The organism is uncultured Jatrophihabitans sp. (assembly GCF_964246335.1).
Taxonomy (GTDB): Bacteria; Actinomycetota; Actinomycetes; order Mycobacteriales; family Jatrophihabitantaceae; genus Jatrophihabitans.
Window position 1 is genome coordinate 1 of record NZ_CAXTQF010000073.1, and the last position, 16,053, is coordinate 16,053.

The following is a 16,053-nucleotide window of genomic DNA, read 5'->3' on the forward strand; positions in this document are numbered from 1 at the left end:
CCGAGGTCGTCACCGGCACGCCGGTGCGCCGCATGCGCACCGGCATCGGCGAATTCGACCGCGTGCTCGGCGGCGGCCTGGTCGCCGGCCAGGTGTGCCTGTGCAGCGGCCCACCGGGGTCCGGCAAGAGCACGCTGCTCCTAGCGGTGGCCGACGCCGTCGCGGGGCTCGGCGCAGGCCAGGTGCTCTACGTGTCCGGTGAGGAGTCCGTGGAGCAGATCGCGGTCCGCGCGCAACGCATCGGTGCCAGCAACCCCGGCCTGCTGCTCGCCGACGACACCGATCTCGCCGGCGTCCTCGGGCACATCGAGGCCGCCGGGCCCGATCTGGCCATGGTGATCGTCGACTCCGTGCAGACGATCGCCTCGACCGAGCTCGACGGCCGGGCCGGCGGTGTCACGCAGACCATGGAGGTCGCGTCGGTTCTCTCGCGCGTCGCCAAGGCCAAAGGCGTCGTGCTGATGCTTGTCGGGCAGGTGACGAAGGATTCGACCGTCGCCGGCCCGCGCGCGCTGGAACACATCGTCGACACCACCCTGAGCCTGGACGGCGACCGGCACACCTCGCTGCGGCTGCTACGCGCGGTCAAGAACCGGTTCGGCTCGCTCGAGGTGGCGGCCTTCGAACAGACCGATGCCGGCATGCGCGAGGTCGTCGACCCGAGCAGTCTGTTCCGCGATCACCGCGAGCTGCCGGTGCCCGGCACCTGCGTCACCGCCACGATCGAGGGCCACCGCGCGCTGACCGCGGAGATCCAGTCGCTGGTCGCGCCCACCACGAACCCGAACCCGCGGCGCGGCGTCTCGGGCCTGGATTCCGCGCGCACCGCCATGCTGATCGCGGTCAGCGAGCGCGCCGGCCGGCTGCGGCTCTACGACAAGGACGTCTTCCTCGCCACGGTGGCCGGGATGCGGGTGTCCGACCCGGGCACCGACCTCGCCGTCTGCCTCGCGGTGATCAGCGCCGAGCAGGGTCAGCCGGTGCCACTCGATCTCGGCGCGAGCGGCGAGGTCGCGCTGTCCGGCGACGTGCGGCCGGGGCCGCGGCGCGCCGAGCGCGTCGCCGAGGCCGCGCGGCTCGGGTTCGGCAGGCTGCTCGTTCCCGCGGGCAGCCGGGGCCGGCTCGCCGGGCGGCTGCCCGCCGCGACACTCGTCGAGGTCGGCAACCTGACCGAGGGGATCGCTGCGCTACGCCGGTCCGGCCTGAGCTCGGTGCACTGAGCAGCGTCCATGCCAGAAGACCCGAAGGCCACGTTGCACCGGTACCTGCGGCGCACCCGCGACGCACTGCTGTGGAAGCTCGACGGCCTCGGCGACTACGACGTACGCCGGCCGATGACACCCACCGGCACCAATCTGCTGGGCCTTGTCAAGCACACCGCCGCTGTCGGTTCCGGCTACTTGTGCGACACCTTCGGCAGGCGCTTCGCGTACGACCAGCCCTGGTTCGCCGACGACGCCGACCTGCAGGCCGACATGTTCGCCGCGGCCGACGAGTCGCGTGCCGACATCGTCCGGTTCTGGCACGACGCATGGGCGGCGTCGGACGAGATGGTCGACTCGCACGACCTCGACGCCCTGGGCGAGGTGCCGTGGTGGCCGGCAGAGCGCAACCCCGTCTCGCTGCACTACGTCCTGGTGCACCTGATCGACGAGCTCGCGCGGCATGCCGGGCAGGCCGACATCGTGCGCGAACTCATCGACGAACGCGTCGGCGTGCGCGCCGACAACGCGAATCTGCCCGATGTCGACGCCAACTGGTGGCGCGATTACCGCGCGCGACTTGAGCAAATAGCGCGCCAGTCTCTCTAGACTGAGCCTGTGCCGACCACCGAACGCGACGACGTCCTGCGCGGCGTGCTGGCGACCGTCGCGCCGGGCACATCGCTGCGTGACGGGCTGGAGCGCATCCTGCGCGGCAATACCGGCGGCCTGATCGTCATCGGCTGGGATCCGGTCGTCGAGAGCCTGTGCACCGGCGGCTTCCCGCTGGATGTGCAGTTCTCCGCGACCCAGCTGCGCGAGCTGTGCAAGATGGACGGCGCCGTCGTGTTGAGCAGCGACGGCACACGGATCCGCCAGGCCGCGACGCACCTGATGCCCGATCCGGCCATCCCGACCGAGGAATCCGGCACCCGGCACCGCACCGCCCAGCGGGTGGCCCTGCAGACCGGATTCCCGGTCATCTCGGTGTCGCAGTCGATGCGCATCGTCAGCCTCTACATCGGCGACGGCCGTTACGTGCTGGAGAGTGTGGCCGAACTGCTCTCGCGCGCCAACCAGGCGATCGCCACGCTGGAGCGCTACAAGACGCGCCTGGACGAGGTGTCGCACGCGCTGTCGGCGCTGGAGATCGAAGATCTCGTCACCGTGCGCGACGCCGCCATCGTGGCGCAGCGTCTGGAGATGGTGCGCCGGATCGCCGACGAGGTCACCGGCCAGGTCGTCGAGCTGGGCACCGACGGGCGGCTGCTGGCCCTGCAGCTCGACGAGCTGATGGCCGGGGTGGACGCCGACCGCGAACTCATCGCGCGCGACTACGTACCGGGTGGCCGCAACGCACCGAGCACCGCCGCGATGCTCGGTGAGCTGGCCGACCTCGACGCCCTCGAACTGCTCGATCTCACCCGGGTGGCCGGCGCGATGGGCATGACGGGCACCCCGGAGGGGCAGGATTCGGCGGTCAGTCCGCGCGGTTACCGATTGCTCGCCCGGGTGCCGCGCATGCCGGCGCCGACTCTGGATCGCATCGTCGAGCACTTCGGCAGCCTGCAGAAGCTGCTCGCCACGTCCGTCGAGGATCTGCTGGCGGTGGAAGGCGTGGGCGAGGACCGCGCGAAGGCGGTCCGCGAGGGCATCTCCCGCCTCGCCGAAGTGTCGATCATCGACCGCTTCAGCTGATCGAGAACTGCGCCGCCTTGCCCATGTGGCCGCCGAGCAGCGCATAGAGCGTGTAGCTGCCGGCGCCGACCTGCTGCCGGGTGCCCTTGCACCCCTTCTGCGAGCTGCGGCCGGTCCAGCTGATCGCGACCTTGACCGCGACGTTCGGCGAGAGCGTGCGATCCAGCGTGCCCGGCTGGGTCTTGCAGTCGTGGCTGCCCCACACCCTTGACTCGCCGTTGTAGACGCGCAGTTCGACCTGCGCGTCGGCGAGGTCCTGCACGCACGGGCGCGTGCTCGTGTTGGTGACCTGCAGCTGCAGCAGCGGGTCCTGACCCACCTTGTAGGCCGGCTGGCCGACGGCGGCGACGACCGCCAGGGCTTGGGCAGTGCACCGGCCGATCGGCGCAGTCGTGCTCCGGGTCGTCGCGGCCGCGCTCGACTGGGACTTCGCACCGGTCGAGCGGGACGTGGTGGCGGACGTGGCCGGCGCCGCGGCGGCCCGCGAGGTCGGCGCCACGCGCGACGGCGACGAGCTGGGGGCCGTCGATGCCCGACCGTCGCTGCCGCCGAGCGCGTTGGCGGTCAGCACGATGAGCACGACGAGCAGTACGCCCGCGGCAACGACGACCAAGCGGCGTCGCCAATAGACCGACGGCGGCTGTGACCCGATTGGATGGAACATGTCCCAGACACGTTAACCAATGCCGCCCGGCAGCACGGGACGACGCGCGCGAACGCTCAGGGACACGACATGCGACGATGCGGCCGTGCCACGCGAGCCACGTGAGCCCGGGCCGGAGCTGGTCGACCCGTTGCTGGACTGGTACGCGGCGTCCGCGCGTGACCTGCCGTGGCGGCGTCCCGACGCGAGCCCGTGGGCGGTGCTGGTCAGCGAGGTCATGCTGCAGCAGACCCCGGTCGCGCGCGTGCTGCCGGCGTACGAGTCCTGGTTGACGCGGTGGCCGCACCCTGCCGACCTCGCAGCGGCCGAACCGGGCGACGCGGTGCGCGCCTGGGGTCGGCTCGGCTACCCGCGGCGTGCGCTGCGCCTGTGCGAGTGCGCGGTGCAGGTGCGCGATCGCTTTGCCGGTGAGCTGCCTGACGACGTCGACACGCTGCTCACGCTGCCGGGCGTCGGGGCGTACACCGCGCGCGCCGTCGCCGCGTTCGCGTTCGGCGCGCGGGTGCCTGTCGTCGATACCAACGTGCGCCGCGTGGTCGCGCGCGCCGTGGACGGTGCTGCCCAGGCTGGACCGCCGGCGGTGACGCGTGACCTTGCCGCCGTCGAACGATTGCTGCCTGCCGCTCCTGCGCGGGCGGCGCGGGTGAGCGTCGCACTGATGGAGCTCGGCGCGCTCGTCTGCACGGCGCGTGCGCCACGGTGCGCTCAGTGCCCGCTGCGCAGCCGATGCGCGTGGCAGCGCGCGGGCGCGCCGGCATGGTCCGGCCCCGTGGCGCGGACGCAGCGCTTCGCCGGCACCGACCGCGAGGTGCGTGGCCGGCTGATGGCGGTGCTGCGCGATGCCGAGGGCCCGGTCGCCAAGGATGCGCTGGACCTGGTCTGGCGCGACGACGTTCAGCGTGAGCGCGCCCTGGACAGCCTGGCGGTGGACGGCCTGGTCGACCCGCGCCCGGACGGCACCTACGCGTTACCCGGCCCTCGCTGAATTCGGCCGGCACGACTGACGCCGCGGCCTCCGGCGTCGCAGCCACCGCCGGAGCCGCAGCCACCGCCGGCGCTGGGGCCGCCGCCGGCGCCTTGCCTGCCTGCTGGTCGCTGAAATCCGCCCGCAGCGACCACTGCGCAGGAAAGGCATCACCGGCCGAACCACTGGCCCTGAGCGTGCGCTGCTATGCGCCGATGCCGGCCGTCAACAATCCTTGCCGCCGTGTCCGGTGACCTTTCCTCAGTTGCGGGCGCTGAGCGGCCGATTCCACGCCGGTAGGCGAGGAAAAGTGCAGCTGGGCGGGGGAAGCGGGCCGCGAGGGACCACCACGCTGAGCGCTTGCGCGAAGGGTCCGGAACAGGAGACGGACCCGGACGCTGTGCGTCCGGGCCCGTCTCGGTGCGGCTGTGCGTCAGTCGGCGCTGACACCCGCGGTCGGCTCGTCGAGCGCGATCGCGGACGGCTTGGCCTCACCACGGAAGGTGAACCGCTCCGGCCCGTCCTTCTTCATCGCGTCGACCGGCTCGGTGCCGACGACGACGATCTGCCCCGCGGCGAGCTCGCCGAAGAGAATCTTCTCCGACACCGGGTCCTCGATCTCGCGCTGGATCGTGCGGCGCAACGGCCGGGCACCCAGCGAGCGGTCGTAACCCTTCTTCGCCAGCAGCGCCTTCGCCTCGGACGTGAGCTCGAGGCCCATGTCCTTGTTGCGCAACTGCACGTCGAGCCGAGCCACCATCAGGTCGACGATCTTGACGATCTCGTCCTGCGTCAGCTGGTGGAACACGATGATGTCGTCGATGCGGTTGAGGAACTCCGGCCGGAAGTGCTGCTTGAGCTCGTCGTTGACCTTGTTCTTCATCCGCTCGTAGTCACCGGTCCCGCTGTCGGCGGCGAAGCCGAGCGTGCCGATGGACTTCGAGGCATCACGCGTGCCGAGGTTCGTGGTCAGGATCAGCACCGTGTTCTTGAAGTCCACGACCCGGCCCTGACCGTCGGTCAACCGACCGTCCTCGAGCACCTGGAGCAGCGTGTTGAACACGTCCGGGTGCGCCTTCTCGACCTCGTCGAAGAGCACGACGCTGAACGGCTTGCGCCGCACCTTCTCGGTCAGCTGGCCGCCCTCGTCGTAACCGACGTAGCCGGGAGGCGCACCGACGAGCCGCGAGACCGTGTACCGGTCGTGGAACTCGGACATGTCGATCTGGATCAGCGCGTCGTCGTCGCCGAACAGGAACGCGGCGAGCGTCTTGGACAGCTCGGTCTTCCCGACACCGGACGGGCCGGCGAAGATGAACGAACCACCGGGACGCTTCGGGTCCTTCAGCCCGGCGCGGGTGCGCCGGATCGCCTGCGAGACGGCCTTGATCGCCTGCTCCTGACCGATGACGCGCTTGTGCAGCTCGTCCTCCATGCGCAGCAGCCGGGCGGTCTCCTCCTCAGTCAGCTTGAAGACCGGGATGCCCGTCCAGATGGCCAGCACCTCGGCGATCTGCTCGTCGTCGACCTCGGCGACGACGTCGAGGTCGCCGGCCTTCCACTCGGCCTCACGCTTGGACTTGTCGCCGAGCAGCGTCTTCTCGCGGTCGCGCAGGGACGCGGCCTTCTCGAAGTCCTGCGCGTCGATCGCGGACTCCTTCTCCCGACGCACGCCGGCGATGCGTTCGTCGAACTCGCGAAGGTCCGGCGGTGCGGTCATCCGGCGGATCCGCATGCGCGCACCGGCCTCGTCGATGAGGTCGATCGCCTTGTCCGGCAGGAACCGGTCGCTGATGTAGCGGTCGGCCAATCCCGCCGCCGACACCAGCGCGGCGTCGGTGATGGAGATGCGGTGGTGCGCCTCGTAGCGGTCGCGCAGGCCCTTGAGGATCTCGATCGTGTGCGCCACCGACGGCTCACCGACCTGGATCGGCTGGAAGCGCCGCTCGAGTGCGGCGTCCTTCTCGAGGTACTTGCGGTACTCGTCGAGCGTGGTGGCACCGATCGTCTGCAGCTCACCGCGGGCCAGCATCGGCTTGAGGATCGAGGCGGCGTCGATGGCGCCCTCGGCAGCACCGGCACCGACGAGCGTGTGGATCTCGTCGATGAACATGATGATGTCGCCGCGGGTGCGGATCTCCTTCAGCACCTTCTTCAGGCGCTCCTCGAAATCACCGCGGTAGCGCGAGCCGGCCACCAGCGACCCGAGGTCGAGCGTGTAGAGCTGCTTGTCCTTCAGCGTCTCGGGGACCTCGCCCTTGACGACGGCCTGGGCCAGGCCTTCGACGACGGCGGTCTTGCCGACGCCCGGCTCGCCGATCAGCACCGGGTTGTTCTTGGTGCGGCGGCTGAGCACCTGCATCAGGCGCTCGATCTCCTTCTCCCGGCCGATGACCGGGTCGAGCTTGCCCTCGCGCGCGGCCTGGGTGAGGTTGCGGCCGAACTGATCGAGCACGAGCGAGGTGGACGGCGTGGCCTCCGAAGCGGTGCCGGCCGGCTCCTTGCTCTGGTAGCCGTTGAGCAGCTGGATTACCTGCTGGCGCACCTTGTTCAGGTCGGCGCCGAGCTTGACCAGCACCTGAGCCGCCACGCCCTCGCCCTCACGGATGAGGCCGAGCAGGATGTGCTCGGTGCCGATGTAGTTGTGGCCGAGCTGAAGGGCCTCGCGCAGCGACAGCTCGAGGACCTTCTTGGCCCGCGGCGTGAACGGGATGTGCCCGCTCGGCGCCTGCTGGCCCTGGCCGATGATTTCCTCGACCTGCTGGCGCACCGCGTCGAGCGAGATGCCGAGGGATTCGAGGGCCTTGGCAGCGACGCCCTCGCCCTCGTGGATCAGCCCGAGCAGGATGTGCTCGGTGCCGATGTAGTTGTGATTGAGCATCCTGGCCTCTTCTTGGGCCAGGACGACGACGCGACGTGCGCGGTCTGTGAACCGTTCGAACATCTGGGCAGCTCCTTCGCGCCTTGTTGCTCAGGGTGACGACTGTAGTCCGCGTATGTGACGGACAGGTCGCGCCCGACGACGATCGGGCGGCCCGCAGTGCCGGCACGAGGACACCGCGGTTACTCATGTCAACGATGTAATGGCGTGATTGATGCCCGGATTCGCGCGCTGAGCGCCGGCTACGCTCTGCGCGAACGCGCCGCCGCGACGGGTCGCAGAGCGAACTCCACGCAGGCGGCCGCGAGCAGCGCAACGAGCGCCACGAACAGCACCGCACCGCCGGGCACGCTGCCGAAGAACAGGGTTTGCGCGAAGGACGGTCGGCGGTCGAAGAAATTGGAGCTTTGGGCGTAGAAGTCGGCCAGGCCGGGATACCCGACGACTCGTGCGAGGAGCAGCGCAACGAGCGCCGACACGACGACCGCACCGGCCACCGCCACCACTCGGGCCGGCCTGTCGGGTGCGCGCAGCGCCGGGCGCGCGAGCAGGAAGGTCACCGCGAACGAGGCCAGCGCGCGCAGGATCCCCGATGCGACGAACCACCCGGACCCGACGCCCGATAGCGGCCAACTGAAGAAGCCCAGGCCGTTCGCGAGCCCCGCGTGGATCTGATCGTCACTGTCCGCGGCCTTCACTACTACGTGGTCGACCATCCACTGGTTGCCGAGCACGAGCACGACCAGTACCTCGACGGCCACCACGACCAGGGCGGGACGCGCGCGCAGCGCGTTGTGCACCGGCGTCAGCGGATTCGGTCCGTACCCGTCGTCGAGGCTGTCGTCGGGGACGGCAGCGTCATCGAACTCGTCCTCGACGAACTCGACGTCGCCATTGTCGGCGTGCCACCGGCTGCCGCTGTCGATCTTGCGGATGGGCATGGTGGAGGGTAGCCCCGGCCACGCCGATAGGCTCGAATTCCCGTGACACGTCGTCAGGTGAGGTGCCGATGCCCGAGATAACGATCGACTCGCCGCGCGCCGGTTCCCAGGTCCTGCGCGGTTATCTGGCGCGCCCTGCGGGCGCCGGCCCGTTCCCGGGCGTCGTCGTCATCCACGAGCTGTTCGGCGACACGGCGGAGATGCGCCGGCAGGCCGACCGGCTGGCCGCCGCGGGTTACCTCGCCGTCCTGCCCGACCTGTTCAGCGACGGAGGTGCGCGGCGCTGCCTGATCGCCACGTTCCGAGCGATGTTCGCCGGCCGCGGCAAGGCGATCGACGACATCGACGCCGCGCAGGACTACACGCGCGAGCACCCCGACTGCACCGGCAAGGTGGGCATCATCGGCTTCTGCATGGGCGGCGGCTTCGCGCTCGTCACGGCCAATCACGGCTTCGACGTCTCGGCAGCGAACTACGGCCAACCGCCCCGCAATGCCGAGGCTGCGCTCGCCGGCGCCTGCCCGATCGTGGCCAGCTACGGGGGCAAGGACGTGTCGCTGCGCGGCGCCGCACAGAAGGTGGAGCGCACCCTCACCGACCTGGGCGTCGATCACGACGTCAAGGAGTACCCGACGGCGGGGCACAGCTTCCTGAACGAGGAGTACTTCGGCCCGGCGCCGACCCACGCGCTGCAGCGGATCGCGCACGTGGGTCCGGACCCGCAGGCGGCACCGGACGCCTGGCGGCGCATCGAGGAGTTCCTCGCGCGCTACCTGACGGCCTGAGCCCGCGTCGGGTGCGTCAGCTCGCGGAGTTGTAGGCCTCGAGGATCGTCGCCGGGATGCGGCCCTTGTCGCCGATCTTGTGCCCGTTGCTGCGCGCCCATTCGCGAATGGCCTGCGTCTGCTCGCGGTCACCGCGCTCGCTGCGCGCGCGGCGGCCGGCAGAAGAGCGCGCACCCGAGCGGGACGCGCGGCGCCCGTGCGCGACGTACTGCGCCATTGCGTCGCGCAGCTTGGCGGCATTCTTGTTCGAGAGGTCGATCTCATACGTCGTGCCGTCCAGGCCGAAACTGACCGTTTCATCGGCCTTGCCTTCATCGAGATCGTCGATCAACTGCACGATGTGCTTCTGCGCCATTACAGAATTCCTTTCCCATGAAATAACCGGCTGCGCCGACAATAGCGCAGACGACGATTCACCCGGGGGAAATTACGGCAATACCCTCGTCGGCTGTGCAATCAAAGTGGCTTGACCAACGGGAAAAGGATCGTCTCGCGAATTCCCTTTCCGGTCAGCGTCATCACGAGCCTGTCGACCCCCATGCCCATTCCCCCGGTCGGCGGCATGCCGTATTCGAGGGCGAGCAGGAAATCTTCGTCCAGTTCCATGGCCTCCGGATCGCCGCGGGCGGCAAGGCGCGCCTGCTCGATCAGCCGGCGCCGCTGTTCAACCGGGTCGACCAGCTCCGAATAGGCCGGCGCGATCTCCACACCGCCGATGATGAGGTCCCACGCCTCGGCAAGCCGCGGGTCGTCGCGGTGCGGCCGGGCGAGGGGACGCACCGAAACGGGATAGTCACGCACGAAGGTCGGCGTCATCAAGGTGTGCTCGACCAGCTTCTCGTACAACTCGAGAACTATTTCGCCGGCGCCCCACTGCTGGTCCAGCGCAACATTCGCGGCCGCGGCGTATGCCCGCAGTTCGGCGGTTTCGGTGTCCGGCGTGATCTGCTCGCCGAGGGCCTCGGACACCGCGTCGTGCACCGTGATCGAGCGCCATTCCCCACGCAGGTCGACGGCGGTTCCGTCCAGGGTGATCGCGTGTTCGGCGCCGATCGCGTCGGCGGCGTCCACGATCAATGTCCGCGTCAATTGCGCCATCGTGTCGTAGTCGCCGTATGCCTCGTACGCCTCGAGGTGCGTGTATTCCGGGGAATGCGTGGAGTCGGCACCCTCGTTGCGAAACATCGGGCCGATTTCGAAAACGCGCTCCAGGCCTCCGACGATGCAGCGCTTGAGATAGAGCTCGGTCGCAATGCGCAGCGACATGTCGAGGTCGAAAGCATTCATGTGGGTGCGGAACGGACGCGCCGCCGCGCCGCCGTGCACCGTCTGCAGCACCGGGGTTTCGACCTCGAGGTAAGCACGTTCGCGCAGCGTGCTGCGCAACGAGTGCAGGATGTCGGCGCGCGCGTGCACCATGCGCCGGGCGTCGGCTCGCACGATCAGGTCCACGTAGCGCTGGCGCACCCGCGTCTCGTCCGACAGCGGCTTGTGCGCGACCGGCAGCGGGTGCAGTGCCTTCGCCGTCACCTGCCAGTCGTCGGCCAGCACCGACAACTCGCCACGCTTGCTCGAAATCACCTCGCCGTGCACGAACACGAGGTCGCCGAGGTCGACATCGGCCTTCCAGGCGGCGAGGGACTGCTCGCCGACGCGGTCCCGCGAGATCATCACCTGCAGTTCGGCGTCGCCCTCGCGCAGCATCGCGAAGCACAGCTTGCCGGTGTTGCGCACGAAGATGACGCGACCCGTGATGCCGACCGACGCGCCCGTCTCCGTGTCCGGTTCGAGTTCGGGGTAGGCGGCGCGCACGCCGGCCAACGATTCGGTCCGCGCGACTCGCACGGGGTACGGCGCGTGATCCGGCTGCGCGACGAGCCGGTCGTACTTCGCGCGGCGGACCCGCGGCTGCTCGGGAAGGTCGTCCGGTGCCTCGTCGCGGTCGGCCGGGTCGCTCACGAGAAGCAACCCTATCGGCCGTCGTGCGCGCAATTCCCGGTGCTGGGCTGACGAAAGTCATCTCGCGAAACGCACAGAAAAGCACTGCTTCCCGTCCCGACGATGCGGCACGCTGTCGGTCATGACGATCAACGACACGCAGCCTGCCGGTGCTGGGATCGAACTGGTCGGGTTGCAGAAGACGTTCCGGTCCGCGCAGGGCCCGGTGCATGCCGTGCGCGGCATCGACATCTCGATCGCGCCCGGGGAGACGGTCGCGCTGCTCGGCCCGAACGGTGCCGGCAAGTCGACCACCATCGACATGCTGACGGGACTCAGCGAACCTGATCACGGCGAGGTCCGGGTGTTGGGCACGAGCCCAACCGAAGCGATCCGCCGCGGCCGCGTGGGCGCGATGCTGCAGAACGGCGGCCTGCTCGGCTACATCTCGGTGCGGGAGCTGTTGATGATGCTCAGCTCGTTCTACCCGAAGCCGTTGCCCGTCGACGAGGTCATGCGGATCACCGGGATCGGTGACATCGCCGAACGCCGCACGAACAAGCTGTCCGGCGGCCAGACCCAACGCGTCCGCGCGGCCATGGCGTTGGTCAGCAATCCGGACCTGCTGATCCTGGACGAACCGACGGTCGCGATGGACGTCGAAGGGCGGCACACGTTCTGGCAGGCGGTCCGCGCGTTCGCGCAAGGCGGCAAGACGGTGCTGTTCGCGACGCACTACCTCGAGGAAGCGGACCAGTACGCGGACCGCATCATTCTCATGGCGCGTGGCCAGGTCGTCGCGGACGGTTCGTCCGGTGAGATCAAGGCTGCAGTCGGCGGCCGCACCATGCGGGCCACCATTCCGGACGCCGACCTCGCCGCCCTGGCGCAACTGCCCGGCGTCACCAGCACAGACAGCCGCGGCGAGCAGGTCATCTTCGCCTGCACCGATTCGGACGCGGCCGTCCGCGCTCTGCTGAGCGGTTACCCGCACGCGAAAGACATCGAGATCAGCGGCGCCGGCCTGGAGGCAGCGTTCCTCGCTCTGACCGGTGACCAGCACGACGAGCCAGCCAGCGAGCAAACACAAGGAGTCGCATCATGAATGCCACGTACACCCGGTACGAACTGCTGCGGCTGATCCGCAACCGGCAGAGCTTCGTCTTCTCCCTCGTGATCCCGCTCGTCGTCTTCTACGCAATCGCTGGCTCCGGCGGCGCCAACAAGACGGTGGTCGACGGGATCACGTTCGGCAGGTTCTACTTCGCCGGGATGCTTGCGCTGGGCACCATCGCGTCGGTATTCGCCGGCGGTGCGCGCATCGCGGTGGAGCGCCAGGTCGGCTGGAACCGGCAGCTGCGGCTGACCCCGTTGCCCGCGGGCACCTATATCCGCACAAAGGTGCTGACGTCCTACTTCCTGGCGATCCTGGTCATGCTGCTATTGACCCTCGCCGCTCTCTCGCTCGGCGTGCATCTGCCGTTCGCGCAGTGGGCCAAAACGGTCGGGTTGGTCGTCGTCGCACTGATCCCGTTCGCCGCGCTGGGGATCGCTCTCGGTCACCTGATCTCGGCCGACGCACTCGGCCCGGTGATCGGCATCGGGGTGTCCTTCTTCGCGATCCTCGGCGGCGCCTACTTCCCGATCGGCGGCGATCACGGTTTCATGCACGACTTCGTGCGGGCGATTCCGTCGTTCTGGTTGGTGCAGGCCGGGAAGAACGGCATCGGCGGCCAGTCCTGGACGGCGCTCGCCTGGCTGGTCGTGGCCGCCTGGGCCGTGGCCGCGGGCGCCTTCGCCGCCTGGGCGTATCGCCGCGACACCCGCAAGGTGTGAGCATTGACGCCATGACCACCACTGCGCAACGCCCGGCGGCCGCCGACGAGCCGTCGGCGGCGCACACACCCGGCGGTCAGGACATCGCCCGGATGTGGAGCGGCGGCTGGCAGCGCTACGTCTTCCCGAGCGTGTGGCTCGTGTATCTCGGGCAGACGGTGTCGGGCGTGCACCAGCATGTGGCCGGGGCCGCGGCGGTCGTCGGATACGTGATCGTCGGCCTGTTCGCGGCCTGCTACATCGTGGCGTTGCCGGTGACGCGGGCCCACCGCATCCGGACGTTCTGGTACCTCTACGCGCTCACGATCGTGTTGACCTTCGCCGAGCTGTTCTTCGCACACTCCGACGCGTTCGTCTTCCTCGTCTACGTCGCGGTGCTGACCATCGCGGCGCGGCAGCGGTGGTCGTGGGGCGCGGTCATCACCTACGCGTTGGTGGCGACGTTCCTGCCGCCGGCCATACCGTCGTGGCACCAGTCGGTCGACTGGAACGACGGAGCGACGACGCTGCTCGTCGGCTTCGCCATGTTCGGCTTCTTCCACGTCATCGAGTCGAACCGCGAGCTCGCCGCAGCGCGTGCCGAGGTCGCCCGGCTGGCCGCCGAGAACGAACGCTCGCGCATCGCACGGGACCTGCACGACCTGCTCGGCCACTCGCTGACCACCATCACCGTGAAGGCCGGCCTCGCGCGCAAGCTGGGCGAGCGCGGCGAGACCGCGCGCGCGTACACCGAGATCACCGAGGTGGAGGAGTTGTCGCGCCGCACGTTGGGCGACGTCCGCGCAGCGGTCTCCGGACACCGCGAGGTGACGCTCGCGGGTGAGCTCGCCACCGCGCGCGAGGTGCTGCGCGCCGCCGCCATCACCGCCGAGATGCCGGCGTCGGTCGACATCGTGGCGTCGCGGCTGTCCGAGCTGTTCGGCTGGGTGGTGCGCGAGGGCGTGACGAACATCGTGCGGCATTCGCGCGCCGAGCAGTGCTCGATCAACTTCGGCCACAACTGGATCGAGCTCACCGACACCGGCCACGGCGCGGGCCCGGGCGCGTGCAAGGGCAGCGGGATCGCGGGCCTGCGTGACCGCGTCAGCGCGTACGGCGGGACGCTGACCGCGGCGTCAAAGCTCAACGGGTTCTGCCTGCGCGCGGAGGTGCCTATCGACGTGGCGGACGCGGCACCCGCGGCACAGCCGGAGTCGGTGCGCGCGTGATCCGCCTGCTGCTCGCCGACGATCAGACGCTGGTCCGCTCGGCGCTGGCCGCGTTGCTCGAGCTCGAGGACGACTTCGAGGTCGCGGCGCAGGTGGGGCGCGGCGACGAGGTCGTGCGCGCCGCGCTCGACGCGAAGCCGGACGTCGCCCTCCTGGACATCGAGATGCCGGGGATGGACGGCCTGGCCGCCGCGGCGGCCATCACCCAGGAGCTGCCGAGCTGCAAGCTGATCATGCTCACCGCGTTCGGTCGGCCGGGGTACCTCCGGCGGGCGATGGAGGCCGGCGCGTCCGGATTCGTCGTCAAGGACGCGCCTGCCGAGCAACTCGCCGACGCGGTACGCCGGGTGGCCCGCGGTGAGCGCGTCGTCGACCCCGCGCTGGCGGCCGAGACGCTCGCCGGCGGCGCGTCCCCGCTCACCGGCCGCGAGCGGGACGTGCTGGTCGCGGCACGCGACGGCGCGACCGTCGCGGACATCTCGGCGAAGCTGTTCCTGTCCGAGGGGACGGTGCGCAACTACCTGTCCGCCGCCATCGCCAAGACCGGTGTCCGCAATCGCGTCGAGGCGGGCCGGGTTGCCGACGAGCGCGGTTGGTTGTGACGCCGTGCTGACCGCATTGATCCCCACGGTGTTCTACGCCGACGTGTCGGTCGGCGTCGACCTGTTCGTCGACGGCGTCGGCATGACAGTCCTGCACCGCGACGGCGATCTCGTGGTGGCCGCCCGCGACAACGCCAAGCTCTACCTCGTCGAGAATGCGGAGGCGGCCGACAACGACCGTCCGGAACTGGCGATCGAGACCGACGACATCAACGCCGTGTACGCCGACATCGCACGCCGACGCCCGGACCTGCTGCACCCGAACCTGCCGCAGGTCAAACGACAGCCGTGGGGGCCGCGCGAGTTCGCGATGCTCGACGCGACAACGGTCTGTGTGGTCTTCCGCGACTGGACCTGATGTCAGACGTGCGGGAGGACCTCGTTCGCGACGAGCTCGAGGTGATCGAGGTCGTCGATGTCGAGCACCTGCAGGTAGACGCGGCCGGCGCCGATCCCGCCGAGCTCGTTGAGGCGGTCGACGGCCTGCTGCGGTGAACCGGCGACGGCGCTCTCCATCAGCTCGTCGACCTGGCGGCCGATGGCCTCGGCGCGACGACGCACCTCGTCGTCGTCGCGGCCCACGCACACGGTCTGTGCGGCGCTGTAGCCGAGTTCGCGTCCCGAGTCGCGCGCGGCGGCACGCACCCGCTCGAAGATCTCTGCGGTGTGCGCGACCGTCGCGAACGCCACGTTGAACTCGTCGGCGAACCGGGCGGCCAGTGCCGCTCCGCGCTTCTTGCCGGCACCGCCGAGGATGAGCGGTGGCCGTGGCGCCTGCACCGGCTTGGGCAGTGCCGGCGCGTCGGTCAGCCGGTAGTACGCGCCCTCGAAGCTGAAGTGCTGGCCCGCCGGCGTGCTGAGCAGGCCGTCGACGATCTCCACCTGCTCGGCGAAGCGGTCGAAGCGTTCGCGTGTCTCGGGCATCGGAATGCCGTACGCGCTGTGCTCGGCGTCGAACCAGCCCGCGCCGAGGCCGAGCTCGACCCGGCCGCCGCTCATCTGGTCGACCTGCGCGACGCTGATCGCGAGCGGGCCCGGCAGCCGGAACGTCGCCGGGCTGACCATCGTGCCGAGCCGGATGCGCTCGGTGTCGCGCGCGAGCGCGGCCAGCGTGAGCCATGCGTCGGTCGGGCCGGGCAGCCCGTCCACGTCACCCATCGCGAGGTAGTGGTCGGAGCGGAAGAAGCCGCTGAAGCCGAGATCCTCCGCCGCCTTCGCGACGCGCAGCAGGTCGTCGTAGGTCGCGCCCTGCTGCGGCTCGGTCATGATGTGCAGATCCATGAACCGAGCCTAAGCGGGCGGCCGGCCACTGCAGCTGGGGTGCGGGCGGGGTG

At 69.9% G+C, this 16,053-nt stretch carries 16 protein-coding genes; 10 read left to right on the forward strand and 6 right to left on the reverse strand.

What is annotated here, in order from left to right:
- From ACFFCN_RS16160 to disA, 3 genes are all read left to right on the forward strand, one after another.
- The coding region (locus tag ACFFCN_RS16160) for an ATPase domain-containing protein (RefSeq protein ID WP_375493285.1) at positions 1 to 1,220 on the forward strand (1,220 nt) is incomplete at its 5' end.
- Between the two features lie 9 nt (positions 1,221 to 1,229).
- On the forward strand, positions 1,230 to 1,811 hold the full coding sequence (locus ACFFCN_RS16165) for a DinB family protein (RefSeq protein ID WP_375493287.1): 582 nt from the start codon (positions 1,230 to 1,232) through the stop codon (positions 1,809 to 1,811).
- A 9-nt stretch (positions 1,812 to 1,820) separates the two neighbouring features.
- Positions 1,821 to 2,900 carry a DNA integrity scanning diadenylate cyclase DisA gene (gene disA / locus ACFFCN_RS16170; protein WP_375493289.1) on the forward strand — a complete coding sequence of 360 codons (1,080 nt, stop codon included), beginning with the start codon at positions 1,821 to 1,823 and terminating at the stop codon, positions 2,898 to 2,900.
- Here disA and ACFFCN_RS16175 read toward each other — a convergent pair.
- Positions 2,893 to 3,564, reverse strand: coding sequence for a hypothetical protein (locus ACFFCN_RS16175; protein WP_375493291.1), 672 nt, complete (start codon positions 3,562 to 3,564; stop codon positions 2,893 to 2,895). The two genes, disA and ACFFCN_RS16175, sit on opposite strands and share 8 nt — an antisense overlap.
- 85 nt (positions 3,565 to 3,649) lie before the next feature.
- Between ACFFCN_RS16175 and ACFFCN_RS16180 the strand changes: the two genes are divergently transcribed.
- Positions 3,650 to 4,549, forward strand: a complete 900-nt coding sequence (locus ACFFCN_RS16180) for an A/G-specific adenine glycosylase (RefSeq protein ID WP_375493293.1) — start codon at positions 3,650 to 3,652, stop codon at positions 4,547 to 4,549.
- 412 nt (positions 4,550 to 4,961) lie between these two features.
- Here ACFFCN_RS16180 and ACFFCN_RS16185 read toward each other — a convergent pair whose 3' ends face one another.
- Positions 4,962 to 7,472, reverse strand: a complete 2,511-nt coding sequence (locus ACFFCN_RS16185) for an ATP-dependent Clp protease ATP-binding subunit (RefSeq protein WP_375493295.1) — start codon at positions 7,470 to 7,472, stop codon at positions 4,962 to 4,964.
- Positions 7,473 to 7,651: 179 nt separating this feature from the next.
- A complete protein-coding gene (locus ACFFCN_RS16190; RefSeq protein ID WP_375493297.1) occupies positions 7,652 to 8,350 on the reverse strand; it encodes a hypothetical protein in 699 nt (232 codons plus the stop codon).
- A gap of 68 nt (positions 8,351 to 8,418) precedes the next feature.
- Here ACFFCN_RS16190 and ACFFCN_RS16195 point away from each other — a divergent pair, with 68 nt between their 5' ends.
- A complete protein-coding gene (locus ACFFCN_RS16195; protein ID WP_375493299.1) occupies positions 8,419 to 9,135 on the forward strand; it encodes a dienelactone hydrolase family protein in 717 nt (238 codons plus the stop codon).
- Positions 9,136 to 9,151: 16 nt separating this feature from the next.
- Here the strand turns inward: ACFFCN_RS16195 and ACFFCN_RS16200 are convergent, their stop codons facing one another.
- Positions 9,152 to 9,490, reverse strand: a complete 339-nt coding sequence (locus ACFFCN_RS16200; RefSeq protein WP_375493301.1) for an Lsr2 family protein — start codon at positions 9,488 to 9,490, stop codon at positions 9,152 to 9,154.
- Between the two features lie 101 nt (positions 9,491 to 9,591).
- Positions 9,592 to 11,094, reverse strand: coding sequence for a lysine--tRNA ligase (gene lysS / locus ACFFCN_RS16205; protein WP_375493303.1), 1,503 nt, complete (start codon positions 11,092 to 11,094; stop codon positions 9,592 to 9,594).
- 121 nt (positions 11,095 to 11,215) lie between these two features.
- On the opposite strand from lysS, the gene ACFFCN_RS16210 reads away from it, so the two are divergent.
- Genes ACFFCN_RS16210 through ACFFCN_RS16230 form a run of 5 tightly spaced genes read left to right on the forward strand, consistent with a single transcriptional unit; the run spans position 11,216 to position 15,077 of the window.
- Complete coding sequence (locus ACFFCN_RS16210; protein ID WP_375493305.1) at positions 11,216 to 12,178, forward strand: ABC transporter ATP-binding protein; 963 nt, start codon at positions 11,216 to 11,218, stop codon at positions 12,176 to 12,178.
- Positions 12,175 to 12,909 (forward strand): ABC transporter permease, encoded by a 735-nt coding sequence (locus tag ACFFCN_RS16215; RefSeq protein ID WP_375493307.1) that lies wholly within the window; start codon positions 12,175 to 12,177, stop codon positions 12,907 to 12,909. The genes ACFFCN_RS16210 and ACFFCN_RS16215 overlap by 4 nt, the downstream gene beginning before the upstream one ends.
- Positions 12,910 to 12,920: 11 nt before the next feature.
- Positions 12,921 to 14,117: a sensor histidine kinase gene (locus ACFFCN_RS16220; RefSeq protein WP_375493309.1), complete on the forward strand. Its 1,197-nt coding sequence runs from the start codon at positions 12,921 to 12,923 to the stop codon at positions 14,115 to 14,117.
- Entirely contained in the window at positions 14,114 to 14,719 is a 606-nt protein-coding gene (locus ACFFCN_RS16225) for a response regulator transcription factor (protein ID WP_375493311.1), read from the forward strand. Before ACFFCN_RS16220 ends, ACFFCN_RS16225 begins: the two co-directional genes overlap by 4 nt.
- 4 nt (positions 14,720 to 14,723) lie before the next feature.
- Entirely contained in the window at positions 14,724 to 15,077 is a 354-nt protein-coding gene (locus tag ACFFCN_RS16230) for a hypothetical protein (RefSeq protein WP_375493313.1), read from the forward strand.
- A 2-nt stretch (positions 15,078 to 15,079) separates the two neighbouring features.
- Here ACFFCN_RS16230 and ACFFCN_RS16235 read toward each other — a convergent pair whose 3' ends face one another.
- Positions 15,080 to 16,000 carry an LLM class F420-dependent oxidoreductase gene (locus tag ACFFCN_RS16235; protein WP_375493315.1) on the reverse strand — a complete coding sequence of 307 codons (921 nt, stop codon included), beginning with the start codon at positions 15,998 to 16,000 and terminating at the stop codon, positions 15,080 to 15,082.
- Positions 16,001 to 16,053: the final 53 nt, after the last annotated feature.